Source organism: Saccharomonospora glauca K62, assembly GCF_000243395.2.
Lineage (GTDB): Bacteria > Actinomycetota > Actinomycetes > Mycobacteriales > Pseudonocardiaceae > Saccharomonospora > Saccharomonospora glauca.
The window spans coordinates 3,910,492-3,926,112 of record NZ_CM001484.1 but is presented as its reverse complement, the minus strand read 5'-3'; the positions used below and the strand labels follow the sequence as shown (position 1 = coordinate 3,926,112).

Here is a 15,621-nt window from a genome sequence, read left to right as displayed (position 1 = left end):
GCGAGACTACGAGTCGCCCCGCGTCGGTTCCGGAGCGGGTCCGGCCGAGCGGGAGCGCAGGGCGGGGATCAACGACGAGCCACCTCGCACCAGCCAGGTCTGTGTGAGCCCGATCGCGAGCAGCACGGACACCACGAGGAAGCCGATCCAGTAGGTGGGCGGCAGCAGCAGACCCACCGCGCCACCGAACACCCACGCGAGCTGCAACACGGTCTCGGAGCGGCCGAACGCCGACGCGCGCGATTCCTCGGGCATGTCCTGCTGGATGACGGCGTCGAGGCTGTTCTTCGCGAGCGCGCTGGCGGTGGACCCCACGAGTCCGACGAGTGCGGCGGTGGCGATGCCCGCCACGACCGTGGCGACCACGGTGGAGGCCAGCACGCTCGCCAGGCACGCCAGCACCACCTGGTCGGGTTTGCCGAACTGCATGCGCGAGCCCAGGGCGTTGCCGAGGAACCCGCCGACTCCCGCGGCGGCCCCGATGACGCCGAGCAGCAGCAGCTGCACGAACGCGCTCTGCCCGCTGTCCTCGGTGGAGGCCTTCACCGCGAACGCGGCGAACATCATGAGGAACCCGGTGAGCACCCGGATGGAGCCGTTGCCCCACAACGCCACCATGACCTGCCGGGCCATCGGGCGGCGCTGCTTCTTCGCCTTCCGCATGGGCAGCTCGCCGGTCAGGGAGGCCGGCACCTCGCCCTCGGTGACCTCGACCCACGCCGGGATGCGCATGGCCTGAACGGCGCCGACGGCACAGATGAGCGCGGTGAACCACAAGGCCCCGGCCGAACCGAACGCCCAGTTCAGTCCGCTGGCGACCGCACCGAACACGCCTCCGGCCGCGAGGCCGAACACGGCGAGTCTGGCGTTGGTCTTCGACAGCGTGATCTCGGGCGGCAGCACTCGTGGCGTGACGGCGGCCTTGAGCACCATGAACGACTTCGACAGCACCATCTTGCCGAGCGCGGCGGGGTAGAGCACCCAGCTTTCGAAGTTCAGCGCCATGAGGACGCACATCAGCGCCTGGCCCGCCGAGGCGACACACATGGCGAGCCTGCGGCCGCGCTGGATGCGGTCGAGGGCCGGTCCGATCACCGGCGCGACGAGGGCGAACGGCGCGATGGTGATCAACAGATACAGCGCCACCTTGCCGCGGCTCTCCCCGCTGCTGGCCGCGAAGAACAACGTGTTGGCGAGTGCCACTGCCATCGCGGCGTCGCTCGCGTAGTTCAGCATCACCGCGTAGGTCAGCGAGGTGAGGCCCGATTTGTCGGCCCCATCGGCCGTGGTGGCCCTGCGGAAGGCCGCGATCGCCTGGCCGGAGAGCTCCCGACCACGAAGCGCCGCCACGCGTGTGACGGTGAGTTTCTTGGGCATCCGGCGAACGTTCTCGGTCGCCTCGAACCCGTGCTTCGTGGTGGGCTGCTCGTTTCCGAACGCCTCCCGAGGCTGGCCCGGTGGGTAGCCGCCGGTGTCGTAGTGCTCGTACGGGGGCTCCGGGCGGCGGGATCGCCACGGTGGGGGCGGTGCGGCGGGGCCGGGGTAGAGCCGCGCTCCGCGGGGAGGCGACGGTGGCTGTACCGGTACCGCGCCGGTCGGTGCCTCGTCGGCGGTCGGAATGGTGTCCGATGGGGGAGGGGACCCGGTCGCGGGCGGCGATTGGGGTCGCCGCACCCAGGTAGGGCCGGACGACGGTCGGCTCGCCCGTGGTTCGGGCGTCCACTTCCGCCTACCCCTACGACCGGAACGCATAGACCAATCCTGCCGCACTCGACGCGGGTTCGTGCGGGTCATCGACTCGTCGGGACGAACCTCACTGCGAACATCTTCGGCCACAGTTTCCCCGTGACGAGGAAACGGTCCGGCTCCTCCAGCGCCGCGATGCCGTTGAGGACGTCGGCCTCGGCCGCCTCCTCCGGGGTGAGGAGTCCGGAGGCGTCGATGCGCGCGGTGACGGCCCCCCTCTCCGGGTCGATACGGAGGATGTCGTCGGTGTGCCAGACGTTGGCGTACACGACGTCGTCGACGCACTCCAACTCGTTGAGCTGGGACACCGGGGTCCCGCTGTCGGTGACCTCGACGGTGCCGAGCACGGAGAAGTCGTCGGGATCGCGGAACGTGAGGGTGGCCGTGCCGTCGCTCATGACCAGCCGGTCGGGCTCGCTCTGGTGACACAGCCCCCAGCCCTCGCCGTCGTAGTCGACACGGCGGAGTTCCGCCAGCGTGTCGCTGTCGCGTTCGATGGCGACACCGTCGCGCCACGTGAGCTGCCAGAGGCGAGAGCCGATCACGGTGATGCCTTCGCCGAACAACGGTTCGGGCAGCGACACCGTGACGGTCGGGTCGCCCCCGATGGGGCCCTTGCGGACGGTGGACTCGCCCACGAGGCCCGTGCCCTCGTACAGCGTGTCACCGACGACCTCCAGTCCCTGGGTGAACGCCTCCGGGTCGTGCGGCAGCACGTCGAGGACCTCGACCGTCCACTCCTCCGGGGCGGCGGCCGGACCGCTGTTCCCCGGTCGTTCCGGGGCGGGCGCGCGCCCCTGCGTACACGCGCACACCGCGGTCAACGCGGCGAGCACCGTCGCTCCGACCCTGATCATCCGACTGGTCATTCGACGCACGGGCACCACCCTGGCACGAACCCACCGCTTCGGTGTAGTGGCTCGGTGCTGCACAATTGGAATCATGACGCTGCTGCTCACGCACGACGACGGCACGATCCGCAGGAAACTGCTCGATGCGGTGGAGCCGGCGCGCGAGGCAGCGGTGGAGGACGCGGGCGACGGCAACGTGGGCGAGTACGTCGGTGCCGTGGCCGAGGACGCCTTCGCGGTCACCCATCTGTTCGACTCGACGTTGCCCGGCTATCGAGGCTGGCGCTGGTCGGTGACGGTGGCCACCGCCGACGAGGAGGCGCCCGTCACGATCAGCGAGGTCGTGCTCACGCCGGGGCCCGACGCGATCGTGGCACCGAGGTGGGTGCCGTGGGCCCGGAGGGTGCGTCCCGGCGACCTCGGTGTGGGGGACATCTTTCCCACGCAGCCCGACGACCCGCGGCTGAGCCCCACGTACGCGACGCTCGACGACCCCGAGGCCGAGGAGGTCATGCGTGAGATCGGCCTGGGGCGCGTCCGGGTGATGTCGCGGCTCGGTCGGCAGGAGGCCGCCACGCGCTGGCATCGCGGGGAGTTCGGGCCCCGCTCCGACATGGCGCGCAGCGCGCCCGCCACGTGCGGCACGTGCGGCTTCTACCTCCAGCTCGCCGGGTCGTTGAGGGCCGCGTTCGGCGTGTGCGGCAACGAGATCTCGCCCGCCGACGGGCACGTGGTGCACGCCGAGTTCGGGTGCGGCGCGCATTCCGAGGTGGAGATCGAGACCAGCTCGTCGGTGCCGGTGGCGGAACTCGTGTACGACGACTCGTTGCTGGACGTGGAGCCGACCACGGACCCGGCAAGCGACACCGAGGCCGAGGCGAACTCCGAGACCACCGAGTCGCCCACCACCGGGACCGAGGAGTCGGTCCCCTCCGAGGAATCCGCCGAGACGGCCACGTCCGAGACCCCCGACGAGACCACCGAGTCGGCCACGAAGCGGACCGACACCGAGTCGAACCCGAACGCCTGAGCGGAAGCCCGAGTGGGAAGGCCACCGGAAGACTCGCTGTCCACCGACGAGCTCAGGGAAGCGGTACTGCGGTCGTGGCGTGACTCGCCGACCCGGTTCACCGAGGACACCCACGCCGAACGCGACCTGCGTGTCGGCGCCTACCGCGACCGGGTGTTCGTCGAACTCGCGCAGAACGCGGCCGACGCGGCCGCCGCCCTCGGGGAGCCCGGCAGGCTGCGCGTGCGAGTGGTCGACGGCGAGTTGCGGGTGGCGAACACGGGCGCCCCGCTCGACCAGCGCGGTGTCGCGGCGCTCGCCTCGCTGCGGGCGTCGGGCAAGGACCCCGAGAGTTCTCCCGACACGGTGGGCCGGTTCGGAGTCGGGTTCGCCGCCGTCCTCGCGGTCACGAGCGAACCGCGGATCGTCTCGCGCACCGGGGGAGTGGCGTTCTCCGAGGCCCGCACGCGCGAGGTGTGGAACGCCGACGAGGTGCCGGTGCTGCGGCTGCCCTGGCCGCTGACCGACGACGAGCCCGCGGTGCCGGACGGCTTCGACACCGAGGTGCGCCTGCCGCTGCGGGACGGCGCGAGCGACGTGGTGGAGCGCATCGAGACCGAGGTCGCGGACGTCCTGCTGGTGCTGCCGTGGTTGGCCGAGATCGAGGTCGAAGGGCGACGCTGGGTGCGGCGCACCGACGGCGCCGAGGTGGTTCTCACCGCTCCCGACGGCCGCCACACACGCTGGTTGACCCACCGGGGCTCCGGATGCGTCTGGGCGGTACCGGTCACCGACGACGGTCGGCCGCTCCCGCTGGAGGAGGACGTCCTCCACACCCCGACGCCCACCGACGAACGGCTGTCCCTGCCGGCGCGGTTGCTCAGCACGGCGGTGCCGATGGAGCCGTCGCGGCGCCGGGTGCTCGCGTCCGCCGACGCGCCCGACGTCCGGCGAGCGTTGCGGGCGGCGGCCGACGCCTATCCGGGGCTGATTCGGTCGTTGCCCGCCGAACACCGTCTCGCGCTCGTGCCGTCCCCTCGGTTTCCCGTCTCGGACGTCGACGGGCTGCTGCGTGAGTTGCTGACCGAACGCCTGGCCGACGAGGGGTGGTTGCCGTCGGCGTCGTCGGGACTGCTGCCGGGGCGACGGGCCCGGATCCTCGACGTCGCCGCGCCGCGTCTGGTGGAACTGGTGGCCGACGTGGTGCCGGGACTGGTCGCGGCACCACTGTGTGGGCGGGAGGTAGTGCGAACCGCGACGGTTACCGGGGCTCGCGGCCTCGGGGTGGCCGAACTCGTGGACGCGGTGAGCGGGGTGGGTCGGCCCCCGGAGTGGTGGCGGGAGCTGTACGACGAGTTGCTCGCGGCCGTCGATCGAGCCGAGGTGGAACTCGACGAGCTCGGCGCGATGCCGGTGCCACTGGCCGACGGCCGCACCCTGCCCGGCGCCCGTGGGGTGCTCCTGGCCGAGGACACGGTGGGCGATCTCGCCGCGCTCGACATTCCGGGTCTGCACGTCGTCCATCCGCGGGCGGTGCATCCCCTGTTGCGGCGGCTCGGGGCGACGAGTGCCGGGCCCGCGGAACTGCTGCGCACTCCCGCCGTGACCGATGCCGTCGCCCGCAGCGTCGAGGACGCGCTGGCCGGGCTCGACGTGAGGCCGCTGGTGGACGCGGTGCTGACGTGGGTGTCGAGGACGGGTGGCGCGCCCGGACTCGGGGCCCTCGCGCTGCCGACGGAGACCGGCTGGCGCCGCGCCGACGAGTTGCTGCTGCCGGACGCCGCGCTTCGTGAGGTGCTGGACCCCGAGGCCGTCGGGGACGACGCCCCGCTGGATGTGGTGGCCGCCGACACGGCCCGCCGCTGGGGGCGCGAGACGCTGTTGGCCTGCGGGGTGCGCGACACCTTCACCGCACCCGACGATGGCGCCGTCGACACCGAGGTCGATCCCGACCTCCCGCCCGTGCCCGACTTGGATCTCGTGGCCGACGACGCGTGGCCCCACGCGGTGCGGCTGCTCGCGAAGCAGCCGGACACCTGGCGCGTGCTGACCGCGCGGGACCGACGGCTACGCGACTGGTTGTCGGCGAACGCGTTGCTGGCCGGGCGGGCGCCGAGGTGGTGGCGGCTGCCGTCGGCCACCGAGTTGTCCGGTTTGTTCGATCGGCCACCGAGTTGTCCGGTTTGTTCGATCCGGTACCCGAGGTGGGGCTGAGCGAGGACCTGCTCGCCCTGACGGGGGTTCGCGGCGAACTCGCCTTGGACCCCGACCACGCCGCCGAGGACGCGGAGCTGCTGTGCGAGCGGCTCGGCGACCCGGAACGGCGCGTGCCCACCGGGGTCGTCCTGCGCGTCCACAGCGCCCTCTCGGCGCTCCCGCCCGAGGACGTGGAACCGCCGGAGCGCGTGCGCACACTCGCGGGCTCGGTGTGTGACGCTGCTGACACCGTGGTGCTCGATGCCCCCTGGTTCCTCGCGATCTGGCCCGCCGAGCGGCTCGTCGCGGCCGCCGATTTCGCCGACGCGCCGGCGCTCGCCGACGTTCTCGATCTCCCGCTCGCCAGCGAGGAGACCACCGCCACCGTCGACGAGAAGGAAGGCGAACCGAGCTTCGCCGAGTGGGCGGAACTGCCCGCGATCGGGGAGGTGGCCGACCTGCTGGGAATCAGCCTTCCCGCTGGTGGCGTGCTGATTCACGAGGAGCTGACCGTCGTGGGCACCCCGGTGCCGTGGTGGTGTGACGACTCGGGTGCCCTGCATGCCGCCGACTCACCGGAGGGGTTGGCGCGGGCTTTCGCGTGGGCCGCGAACCGGTGGGCCGACAGAGTGTCGGTGGAGCGACTCCTCGACGATCCCGACCCCCGCGCTGTGCTGGGGTGACGATGTGGTCCGGCGGAGTGCACGGGCGGTGACTGTGCTAAAGGTTGCGTTGGGCAAAGCGCGACCCTCTGCGGGACGCGGCTCGCTGCCACACCATGATTCCCATGCCCACCAGGCCGAGCCCGCCTCCCGCCAGGGTCGTCCACAGCCACACGCCGCGGACACCGCAGATCAGCAGCACGACGAAGGCGACCAGCCAGAGGATGGTGCCGGCGATCACGGGAATCCAGAGGCTGACCACCGATGTCGGCAGTTCAGGCGTAGGACGAAGCCGTCCTGCGGTCTCCGGTGGGTTGTTCGGTTCGTCCACGCGGGACAGGCTACCGCTGCCGTGACGACGCGAGGCAGGTGAGCGATGTCAGATGTGACCGCGCAGCAGCAGCGGTCGAGGCTCGACCGGTTCTTCCGGATCAGCGAGCGAGGGTCCACAGTCGGCCGTGAGGTCCGCGGTGGTCTGGTCACGTTCGTGACGATGGGGTACATCATCGTCCTGAACCCGCTCATCCTCGGCAGTTACTCGGCCGACGACCCCGGCGCCGCCAAGGACGCGACCGGGGCGATCCTGCCGGTCGATCAGGTCACCGCCGTGACGGCTCTCGTCGCGGGCGTGATGACCATTCTCATGGGGATCGTCGCGAACTATCCCTTCGCGATCGCGGCGGGCCTCGGTATCAACACCCTGGTGGCGGTGTCCATCGCCCCGCAGATGACGTGGCCCGCCGCCATGGGGCTGGTGGTCGTCAACGGCATCGTGGTCATGCTCCTGGTGGTCACCGGGGTACGCACCATGGTGTTCAACGCCGTGCCCCAACACCTCAAGGCGAGCATCGCCGTGGGCATCGGCCTGTTCATCGCCCTGGTCGGTCTGGTGGACGCGGGATTCGTGCGTCGTGTGCCGGACGCGGCGGGCACCACGGTGCCGGTGCAGCTCGGTATCGACGGTTCGATCGCGTCGTGGCCCACCTTCGTCTTCGTGGTGACGCTCATCCTCATGGGCGTGCTCGTCGCCAAGGGCGTCAAGGGTGCGATCCTGATCGGCGTCCTCGGCGGCACGGTGCTGTCCATCGTCATCGAGGCCATCGTCAAGGCCGGTCCCTCCCAGGGCGTCGACCCGAAGGGGTGGAACCTCGGCTACCCGGCGTTGCCCGACTCGGTCTTCGACCTTCCCGATCTCTCGCTGGTGGGGGCCTTCAACTTCGACGCGTGGGTCCAGGTGCCCGCGATCACCGCGGCCTTGCTGGTGTTCACCCTCGTGCTCACCGACTTCTTCGACACGATCGGCACGATGACCGGGCTCGGCCACGAGGCGCGTTTGGTGGACGAGAAGGGGCGGCTGCCCAACGTCGGCAAGGGGTTGTTCATCGACTCGGCGAGCGCCATCGCGGGTGGCGCGGCCTCGGCCAGCTCCAACACCATCTTCGTGGAGTCGGCCTCGGGTATCGGTGAGGGTGCGCGTACGGGGCTGGCGAACGTCGTCACCGGTCTGCTGTTCCTCGCCGCCATGTTCTTCACCCCGCTGTACCAGGCGGTGCCGATCGAAGCCGCCGCGGCCGCCCTGGTCGTGGTCGGGGCGATGATGGTGCGGCAGATCGCGGAGATCGACTTCAAGGACTTCTCCGTGGCGCTGCCCGCGTTCCTGACGATCGTGGTCATGCCGTTCACGTACTCGATCTCCAACGGCATCGGCGCGGGCTTCATCAGCTACGTGCTCATCCAGACCGTCACGGGCAAGGCGCGTCAGGTGCACCCGCTCATGTGGGTCACGTCCGCGGCGTTCGTCGTCTATTTCGCGATCGAGCCGATCCAGCAGGTGATCGGCTGAGCGACTCCGGCCCGCTCGGCGTCGGTGGGAGACCGGCGCCGAGCGGGCCGAGGGAAGGTCACGACGGCAACGCGGGCAGCCGGGGCTCGACGATGTAGGCGACCGTGGTGGCGATGTCGCAGCTTTGGCCGCGTGGGCCCACAATTCCGACGTCGATCCGAGAGACGTCGTCGATCTTCATGCCGACCGTGCAGTTCGTTCCCGAAGGGTCCGGGGCCACAGCGGTGGGGCGTGAGTTGACTTCCGACGTCGTCACTTCTCCGCCGCCGACCGGGTTCATCGACTCCACGGTCTGTTGATCCCGGATGTCGAGATCGACGACGATTCCGTTGAAGTCGTTCTCCATGCTCGGAGGTAACTGCCACCGGCAGGTACGCGAGTCCGGCATCTGCAGCTTCTCGGGGCCTTCGAAGGCCCCGAGTTCAGCGAGATCATCGGGGGAGAGCAGTTCGCAAGGGTCGAGCGAGAGGCTCAAGGCTTCTCCGGATTTACCGGATGGCGCCGTCTCCGCGCTGGAGCTCGGAACATTCGCCTGAGTGCTCGGTTGCCCCGTGGTCTCGTCCGAACATGCGGTGAGGCTCAACAGAAGGCCCACTGACACGAGCGCAAGGCGCGGTCGAAGCATTCGTTCTCTCTTTCGTGTCGATCAACTCTGTGCCATGAGCCTCAGGCTGTGCTGTATTTCGGCTTCACGCTCCTCGTACTGATCGGAGGCGTGTAAGAGAGCTTCGATGCTCAGCTGCAGCACCGTTCTCAGCTGCGTGATCGCCACTCGTGCGGAGCCCGGACCGTTGGCTGCCTCGTATTGATGCTGGGCCACGAGCTGGCCGTAGGGATGGTTTCCGAGGTTCGGCCTCTGGTCGAAGTTCCGCAGTGTGCCCTCTGCCCTGTCCAGGTCGCTCAAGGCGTTCTGCAGCGCCTTGATCAAGTGATTCGCGCTTTCCTTGGTGACCTTGAACCCGCCGTTTTTGGCGGAGGCGACCAACTCGCCCGCCGCCTTCTGGGCCTTCTCCATCGCGTTGGAGCTCAGGGACCCCTCGGCTCCGTACAGCTTTTCCCATACGGAACCGAGGAATCCGCCCGACCCTCTGGTGGTTCCGCCATCCAGGTCCATGTCCTTCAGCTCGGTCACGGCCGTTCCCCCCATTCCGTGTCGTCCACCGTGCGAGACCGTGCGGTTCCAAAGTGTAGACAGCGGGAGAGGGTTCCGAGCCGAGTCTTGTGGCACGTTCGCCGCGTGCCGGTGTCCCTACCTGGGATCATGACGGCCGTCTCATCGTGGAACAGGTAGGGAAGGCCAATTGTGAGGTATGCTAAGGATGTGTCGGAAACTGCTTACGAACGATCGCTGGCGAGCCGTCTGAGGCTGGCGGTCGTTCGGCTGAACCGCAGGTTGCGGGCACAGCGAGCCAGTACCGACCTGTCGCTCACCCAGATCTCGGCTTTGTCGACTCTGCACAAATGCGGGCCGATGACGCCGGGGCAGTTGGCCTCTCGGGAGGGTGTGCAGCCACCCTCGATGACCCGTGTCATCTCCGCGCTCGAGGAAATGGGCTACGTCGAACGCAGCCCGCACCCCACCGACGGTAGGCAGGCGATCGTCACCCTGACGCAACCGGGCCGCGACTACATACACGCGACGATTTCCCGGCGGGAAGCCTGGTTGGACATGCGACTGGCCGAGTTGAGCGACGAGGAGCGCCACGTGCTCTCCAAGGCAGCGGAAATCATCGAGCGCATGGCAGAACACGGCTGACCGTCGCCGCGAAGGCCATGCTCCTGACAGGAGGCGACCTGACCGCGTGAGTATCACGGGTAGCGAAGCGACCACATCCCGTAAGAAGCCCGCTATCCCCGATTCACCCGCTCCGCCCCGATCCGGTGCCGACCGGAAGTGGGGCACGTTCGCATCTTTGAAGGTCCGTAACTACCGCCTCTTCTTTGGTGGCCAGATCATCTCCAACATCGGCACCTGGATGCAGCGCATCGCCCAGGACTGGCTGGTGTTCGAACTCAGCGGCTACGACCCCGTGGCCCTGGGGGTCACCGTGGCATTGCAGTTCGTGCCGACATTGCTGCTGTCGCTGTGGGCGGGTGTGCTCGCCGACCGGCTCGACAAGCGCAAGCTGCTCATGGCCATCCAGGCCGGCGTCGCGTTGCAGGCGCTCGGTCTGGGCCTCCTCGTGTTGAGCGGCGCGGCGCAGCTGTGGCAGGTCTATGCCCTGGCCTTCGTGCTCGGCACGCTGTCGGCGCTGGAGGTACCGACGCGGCAGTCGTTCGTGTCCGAGATGGTGGGCCGCGATCAGGCCGCCAACGCGGTCGCGCTCAACTCGTCGATCTTCAACCTGGCCCGCATCGTGGGGCCCGCCATCGCCGGTTTCGTCATCGTGCTGGTGGGCACGGGGTGGCTGTTCGTCGCCAACGCCGTGAGCACCGTCGCCGTCATCGCGGGGCTCGCGTTGATGAACCCGGCGGAGCTGTTCCGTTCCCCCGCCGTCGCCCGCGCGAAGGGACAGCTCCGGGAAGGGCTGCGGTACGTGCGGAGCAGGCCCGACCTGGTGATCGTGATGGTGCTGGTGTTCTTCGTGAGCACATTCGGCATCACGTTCTTCACCTCGTTGGCGGTGGTCGCGGCCAACGTCTTCGGTACCGAGGCCGACGGCTACGGAATGCTGTCCACGTTGCTGGCCGTGGGCACCTTCACCGGCGCTCTCGCCGCCGCCCGGCGGGGCAGCAGGGGAGGGCCGACCCTGAAGTTGCTCCTGGTATCGGCCGCCGCGCTCGGCGCCATCGAGTTCGTCGGGGCGTTCATGCCGACCTACCTGACGTTCGGCCTGGCGCTCGTGCCGCTGGGCTTCGCCACGATCACGTTCCTCAACACGGCGAACGCGCTGGTGCAGACGACCGTGAGTGCGCAGATGAGAGGGCGTGTGATGGGGCTGTACGTCCTGGTGCTGATGGGCGGCAACCCCGTCGGTGGCCCCATGACGGGCTGGATGGCCGAGGCGTTCGGCGGGCGTTCGCCCTTCTACATCGGCGGGGGTGTCGCGCTCGTGGCGGCGTTGGTGTGCGGCTATCTCGCCTACCGCGTGAAGCGGGAGAACGACTCGCCCCACCTCTTGCCCGCCGCATGAGGTTAGGCTAACCTCAGTTGCGCCGCTTCGTGGTGGGAGTGGCAGTCAGTTCGGGAAATGAAACGAGGCCCCGCGCAGGCGTGCGGGGCCTCGTTTCGTGCTCTCGGCGCCGGGGTCAGCTCAGCAGCAGACCGTTACGGCCGGCACGAGCGTCCTCGAAGCGCCTACCGATCTCGGCCCAGTCGAACACGTTCCACAGGGCGTTGATGTAGTCCGGCTTCACGTTCTTGTACTGCAGGTAGAAGGCGTGCTCCCACACGTCCACCAGCAGGATCGGGATGGTCGGCAGGATGAGGTTGTTGTGGTGGTCGCGCAGCTGCTGGGTGATCAGCGTCTTGCCGATCGGGTCCCACGACAGCGCACCCCAGCCGTTGCCCTGGATCGTGGTGCAGACCGCGGTGAACTGCGCCTTGAACTTGTCGAAGGAGCCGAAGGCCTCGTCGATCGCGGCGGCCAGCTCGCCGGTGGGCTTGTCGCCACCGTTCGGCGACAGGATCTTCCACCACACCACGTGGTTCGCGTGGCCCGCCAGGTTGAAGGCCAGGGTCGTCTCCAGGCCGACGATCGCGGAGAAGTCGTTGGCCTCCCGAGCGGCCGCCAGCTTCTCCAGCGTCTGGTTGGCACCATTGACATAGGTCTGGTGGTGCTTGCTGTGGTGCAGCTCGTTGATCTCGCCGGAGATGTGCGGCTCAAGGGCGCCGTAGTCGTAGTCGAGGTCGGGAAGCTCGTACGTGGGCATGAGCCCTCCTTCGTATCTTGCGGACCAAGCCTTTGCGTCGCTGCCCAACCTAGTAGCCATCGGGTGGGCAGGCTAACCGGGGCGTGATGAAGTTGACCTTGCAAAGTGGAGTTAAGTAGAGGTCAAGGAAGTGTTAGGACCGACACACGCGCTGCCGTGGCTCCGTCAGTCCACCGGCCACGTGTGCACGGGCTCCCCGGAGCGGGAAAGTTCCAGATAGCGGGAGAGCATGAAGGTGAGCGCGGCCTCGCGGTCCAGGCCACGGTCCTCGGCCCGCACCACGGTGTCGCGCTGCCAGACGCTTCCCGTGCGCTGGCGCAGGCACCGCTGCTCGATCACCCCGAGGTAGCGGTCGGCGACCTCCGCGGCCACGCCCGAGCTCCGCAGCCCCTCCCTGGCCAGCGGCAGCAGCACCCGCAACGCGAGTTCGTCCGGCGGCACCCAGCCGATGCCGGGCCAGTAGAGATGCGCGTCGAAACCGTTGCGGGCGCCCGCGTAGAGGTTCTCCTCGGCGGCCTGGAACGACATCTGCGTCCACACTGGCCGCTCCTGCTCGGCCAGGGCTCGCTGGGCTCCGTAGAAGAAGGCGGCGTTGGCCATCATGTCCACCACGGTCGGACCGGCGGGCAGCACGCGGTTCTCCACCCGCAGGTGTGGTTTGCCGTCCACCACGTCGTACACCGGGCGGTTCCACCGCCACACCGTGCCGTTGTGGAGGCGAAGTTCGGTGAGCTGCGGGACCTCGCCGGACTCCAACGTCTCCATCGGGTCCTCGTCGTCGGTCTCCGGTAGCAGACCGGGGAAGTAGCGGACGTTCTCCTCGAACAGGTCGAAGATCGACGTGATCCAGCGTTCGCCGAACCAGACCCTCGGCCGCACCCCTTGGTTCTTCAACTCCTCGGGCCGCGTGTCCGTGGCTTGCAAGAACAGTGGAATGCGCGTTTCATGCCACAGTGCCTTGCTGAGCAGGAACGGCGAATTGGCACCCAACGCCACCTGCACCCCGGCGAGACACTGGGCGGCATTCCAGTGCGCGGCGAACTCCTCTGGTGCCACCTGCAGGTGCAGTTGAACCGACGTGCACGCCGCCTCGGGCAGGATCGACTGGGCGAACGAGCGAAGTCGTTCCGGAGCCCGGTCGGGCAGCCCCACTCCCTCCAGCGACAGCAGGGGCTGCTCTCCCCGTGAGGCGAGGATCTCGTCGTTGAGCAGCGAGTAGCGCGCGCTGTTGGTCAGCCACTTCTGGTCGAAGTGCTCCGGTTTCAGGGTCGGCAGCACCCCGATCATCGCGACGAACACGCCCACGTCCCCCGCCTTCCGGTGGGCCTTGTCCAGGTAGTCGTCCAGCACCGACTCCAGCCGCAACGCGGAGGTACCGTCCAGCGGGCACGGGGGCACGTTGAGTTCGATGTTGTGCTGGGAGAGCTCCGTGGTGAACGAGTCGTCGTCCAGGGCGTTCAACACGGCCGTGTTCGACATCGACGGCCGCATGTCCTCGCCCACGAGGTTCAGCTCGACCTCCAGCCCGATGTGCTTGCGGGGGAACGTGAAACTGCCGTCGGACAGCATCCGCGCCAACGTGTCCAGACAGCGTTGGACCTTGCGGCGGTAACGTCCCCGGTCTCGCGGGGTGTAGGCGTTTGGTGCCACGTCCCTACCCATGAGAAGTTCCTTCTCCCGCTCGGCCTCGGCTCGCCCGAACGCCTTGGCGTTGACCCCTTGCCAGGCGGCAACGTTGGCACACCCGAGAGGCCGCCACTAGCGGCCAAACTGGTGCACTCTGTCACCTTGAGGTAACCCAGCGCACGCGAAGCCCGTTCGTACGACCGGGCTACCCAGCATTCGGAGTACCGACTCCTTGGGAGAAGGAGGAGTGCGACACTCCACACGTGGCCAAGCTGATCGAGATCGACGACGCGGCGGACCCGCGCCTGGACGACTTCCGCGACCTCACGACCGCCGACCGCCGACCCGATCGGCCGGGAGGAAGAGGCCTGGTGATCGCCGAGGGCGTCGTGGTGGTGCGACGGTTGCTGCACTCGGCCTACCCGCTGCGTGCCGTGCTCGGGGTGCCACGCAGGCTCGACGAACTCCGGGACGATCTCGCGGACGTCGACGTTCCCGCCTACGCCACCTCCGCGCAGACCATGTCCGACGTCGTCGGCTTCCACCTCAACCGGGGCGTGCTGGCCGTCGCCGACCGGGCGCCCGCGCCGTCGTTCACCGACGTCGTCGACGGCGCGAGGGTGCTCGCCGTGTTGGAAGGCGTGAACGATCACGAGAACCTCGGTTCGATGTTCCGCAACGCGGCCGCGCTCGGTGTCGACGGCGTGCTGTTGGGGGCCGGCTGCGCCGACCCGCTGTACCGGCGGAGCGTTCGGGTGTCGATGGGGCACGTGCTGCGCGTACCGTTCACTTCCGTGCCGGAATGGCCGGGTGCGCTCGATGTGCTGCGGCGACACGGTTTCCACGTCGCCGCGCTGACCCCGCGCTCCGACGCGATAACGTTGCGTGACATGCGGAAGGCCGGACACGAGCGGGTCGCGCTCCTGCTCGGCTCGGAGGGCCACGGCCTGTCGCGGGCGGCTCTCGACGCCGCCGACAGCGCCGTGCGGATTCCGATGGAATCCGGCGTGGACTCGCTCAACGTCGCCACGGCGGCTGCCGTTGCGTTCTACGAGCTGACGAGGTGAGGTGCGAGGCGCGGGTGAGCAGGTGTGAATGAGGCCGAGCTGCTGGTACGGGACGACCGTGCCGTCCTCGTGGGCGTCGTCGGAAGCGAGCGGGGCGGGACGAGGCGGACGACCGTGGTCGCCGAGGGGCGGGGCGGCGGCGAGACGGCGGGCCTCGACGACGTGGTCGGCGCCGACCTCGCCGAGGCCCTCGACGAGTGGGCCCGCGTGTGCGCGGCGGTCCGCCGTAATCGCGGTGAGGCGGGCCGGGAGGTCGTGTCCAGGCGGGGCAGGCAGCTCGTGAGTCGCGTGGCGGCGGTGCTCGACGAGCCAGTGCGTTACCGCGATCCCATGACCGACGAGACCACGCTCGTCTCCCCGCCACGAGCCGGGGCGCACCCGATGCCCGCCGCGTCGCGCCGCGCGCGGAACGCCACGGTGGTGGACCCGACGTTGTGGGCCACCGGGCTGACCGTCGCGGGTTTCGTCGCCGTGTTCGTCATCGTGGCGATGCTCGCGCTGGCATCCACGCTCGCGTCGGAGACGGCCGGGTGGGTCGCCGTCCTCGCCGCGGCCGTGGTGACCGCGGGGCTGGCGCCGTCGTTGTGGTTGGGGCGACGGGTCCCCGTCGTGCGCTGGATCGTCCTCGGCGCCGTCGCCGGCACGGCGCTGTCCTGGATCGGAGTCCTCCTGGTCGCCTTCACCTGACCCCGGCGTGTCCTCAGTTCTCGCACTCGTGTCCGCAGCTCACGTACGCGTGTTCGCAGTT

The 15,621-nt window shown here is 69.2% G+C and carries 15 protein-coding genes; 8 read left to right on the top strand and 7 right to left on the bottom strand.

Features of this window, described 5'->3' with window-relative positions; genetic code table 11:
* Positions 1-6: 6 nt before the first annotated feature.
* Complete coding sequence (locus tag SACGLDRAFT_RS18235; protein ID WP_005466416.1) at positions 7-1,752, bottom strand: MFS transporter; 1,746 nt, start codon at positions 1,750-1,752, stop codon at positions 7-9.
* Between the two features lie 38 nt (positions 1,753-1,790).
* A complete protein-coding gene (locus tag SACGLDRAFT_RS18230; protein ID WP_005466415.1) occupies positions 1,791-2,615 on the bottom strand; it encodes a glutaminyl-peptide cyclotransferase in 825 nt (274 codons plus the stop codon).
* A gap of 73 nt (positions 2,616-2,688) precedes the next feature.
* On the opposite strand from SACGLDRAFT_RS18230, the gene SACGLDRAFT_RS18225 reads away from it, so the two are divergent.
* From SACGLDRAFT_RS18225 to SACGLDRAFT_RS23130, 3 genes are read left to right on the top strand one after another with little or no spacing between them, the layout of a single operon-like run.
* A complete protein-coding gene (locus SACGLDRAFT_RS18225; protein WP_005466414.1) occupies positions 2,689-3,627 on the top strand; it encodes a DUF3027 domain-containing protein in 939 nt (312 codons plus the stop codon).
* 12 nt (positions 3,628-3,639) lie between these two features.
* Positions 3,640-5,820 (top strand): sacsin N-terminal ATP-binding-like domain-containing protein, encoded by a 2,181-nt coding sequence (locus SACGLDRAFT_RS18220; protein ID WP_408640253.1) that lies wholly within the window; start codon positions 3,640-3,642, stop codon positions 5,818-5,820.
* Complete coding sequence (locus SACGLDRAFT_RS23130) at positions 5,790-6,485, top strand: hypothetical protein (RefSeq protein ID WP_408640252.1); 696 nt, start codon at positions 5,790-5,792, stop codon at positions 6,483-6,485. Before SACGLDRAFT_RS18220 ends, SACGLDRAFT_RS23130 begins: the two co-directional genes overlap by 31 nt.
* 37 nt (positions 6,486-6,522) lie before the next feature.
* Here SACGLDRAFT_RS23130 and SACGLDRAFT_RS18215 read toward each other — a convergent pair whose 3' ends face one another.
* On the bottom strand, positions 6,523-6,738 hold the full coding sequence (locus SACGLDRAFT_RS18215; RefSeq protein ID WP_083852995.1) for a DUF2530 domain-containing protein: 216 nt from the start codon (positions 6,736-6,738) through the stop codon (positions 6,523-6,525).
* A gap of 102 nt (positions 6,739-6,840) precedes the next feature.
* On the opposite strand from SACGLDRAFT_RS18215, the gene SACGLDRAFT_RS18210 reads away from it, so the two are divergent.
* Positions 6,841-8,307 (top strand): NCS2 family permease, encoded by a 1,467-nt coding sequence (locus SACGLDRAFT_RS18210; RefSeq protein ID WP_005466411.1) that lies wholly within the window; start codon positions 6,841-6,843, stop codon positions 8,305-8,307.
* Positions 8,308-8,365: 58 nt separating this feature from the next.
* On the opposite strand, the gene SACGLDRAFT_RS22120 is transcribed toward SACGLDRAFT_RS18210, so the two are convergent.
* The gene (locus SACGLDRAFT_RS22120) at positions 8,366-8,932 is read right to left on the bottom strand and encodes a DUF3558 domain-containing protein (RefSeq protein ID WP_083852968.1); all 567 of its coding nucleotides are present in this window, start codon (positions 8,930-8,932) and stop codon (positions 8,366-8,368) included.
* Positions 8,933-8,953: 21 nt separating this feature from the next.
* Positions 8,954-9,439 carry a hypothetical protein gene (locus tag SACGLDRAFT_RS18200; RefSeq protein ID WP_232283999.1) on the bottom strand — a complete coding sequence of 162 codons (486 nt, stop codon included), beginning with the start codon at positions 9,437-9,439 and terminating at the stop codon, positions 8,954-8,956.
* Positions 9,440-9,628: 189 nt separating this feature from the next.
* On the opposite strand from SACGLDRAFT_RS18200, the gene SACGLDRAFT_RS18195 reads away from it, so the two are divergent.
* Together SACGLDRAFT_RS18195 and SACGLDRAFT_RS18190 are read left to right on the top strand one after the other, a co-directional pair.
* A complete protein-coding gene (locus SACGLDRAFT_RS18195) occupies positions 9,629-10,063 on the top strand; it encodes a MarR family winged helix-turn-helix transcriptional regulator (protein WP_040920157.1) in 435 nt (144 codons plus the stop codon).
* A gap of 46 nt (positions 10,064-10,109) precedes the next feature.
* Entirely contained in the window at positions 10,110-11,441 is a 1,332-nt protein-coding gene (locus SACGLDRAFT_RS18190; protein WP_005466407.1) for an MFS transporter, read from the top strand.
* 115 nt (positions 11,442-11,556) lie between these two features.
* Here SACGLDRAFT_RS18190 and SACGLDRAFT_RS18185 read toward each other — a convergent pair whose 3' ends face one another.
* Positions 11,557-12,180 carry a superoxide dismutase gene (locus SACGLDRAFT_RS18185; RefSeq protein ID WP_005466406.1) on the bottom strand — a complete coding sequence of 208 codons (624 nt, stop codon included), beginning with the start codon at positions 12,178-12,180 and terminating at the stop codon, positions 11,557-11,559.
* A gap of 165 nt (positions 12,181-12,345) precedes the next feature.
* Complete coding sequence (locus SACGLDRAFT_RS18180; protein WP_005466404.1) at positions 12,346-13,842, bottom strand: hypothetical protein; 1,497 nt, start codon at positions 13,840-13,842, stop codon at positions 12,346-12,348.
* Positions 13,843-14,069: 227 nt separating this feature from the next.
* Here SACGLDRAFT_RS18180 and SACGLDRAFT_RS18175 point away from each other — a divergent pair, with 227 nt between their 5' ends.
* Entirely contained in the window at positions 14,070-14,873 is an 804-nt protein-coding gene (locus SACGLDRAFT_RS18175; RefSeq protein ID WP_005466403.1) for a TrmH family RNA methyltransferase, read from the top strand.
* Between the two features lie 24 nt (positions 14,874-14,897).
* Complete coding sequence (locus SACGLDRAFT_RS18170; RefSeq protein ID WP_005466402.1) at positions 14,898-15,560, top strand: DUF2537 domain-containing protein; 663 nt, start codon at positions 14,898-14,900, stop codon at positions 15,558-15,560.
* The last annotated feature ends 61 nt before the right edge of the window (positions 15,561-15,621 follow it).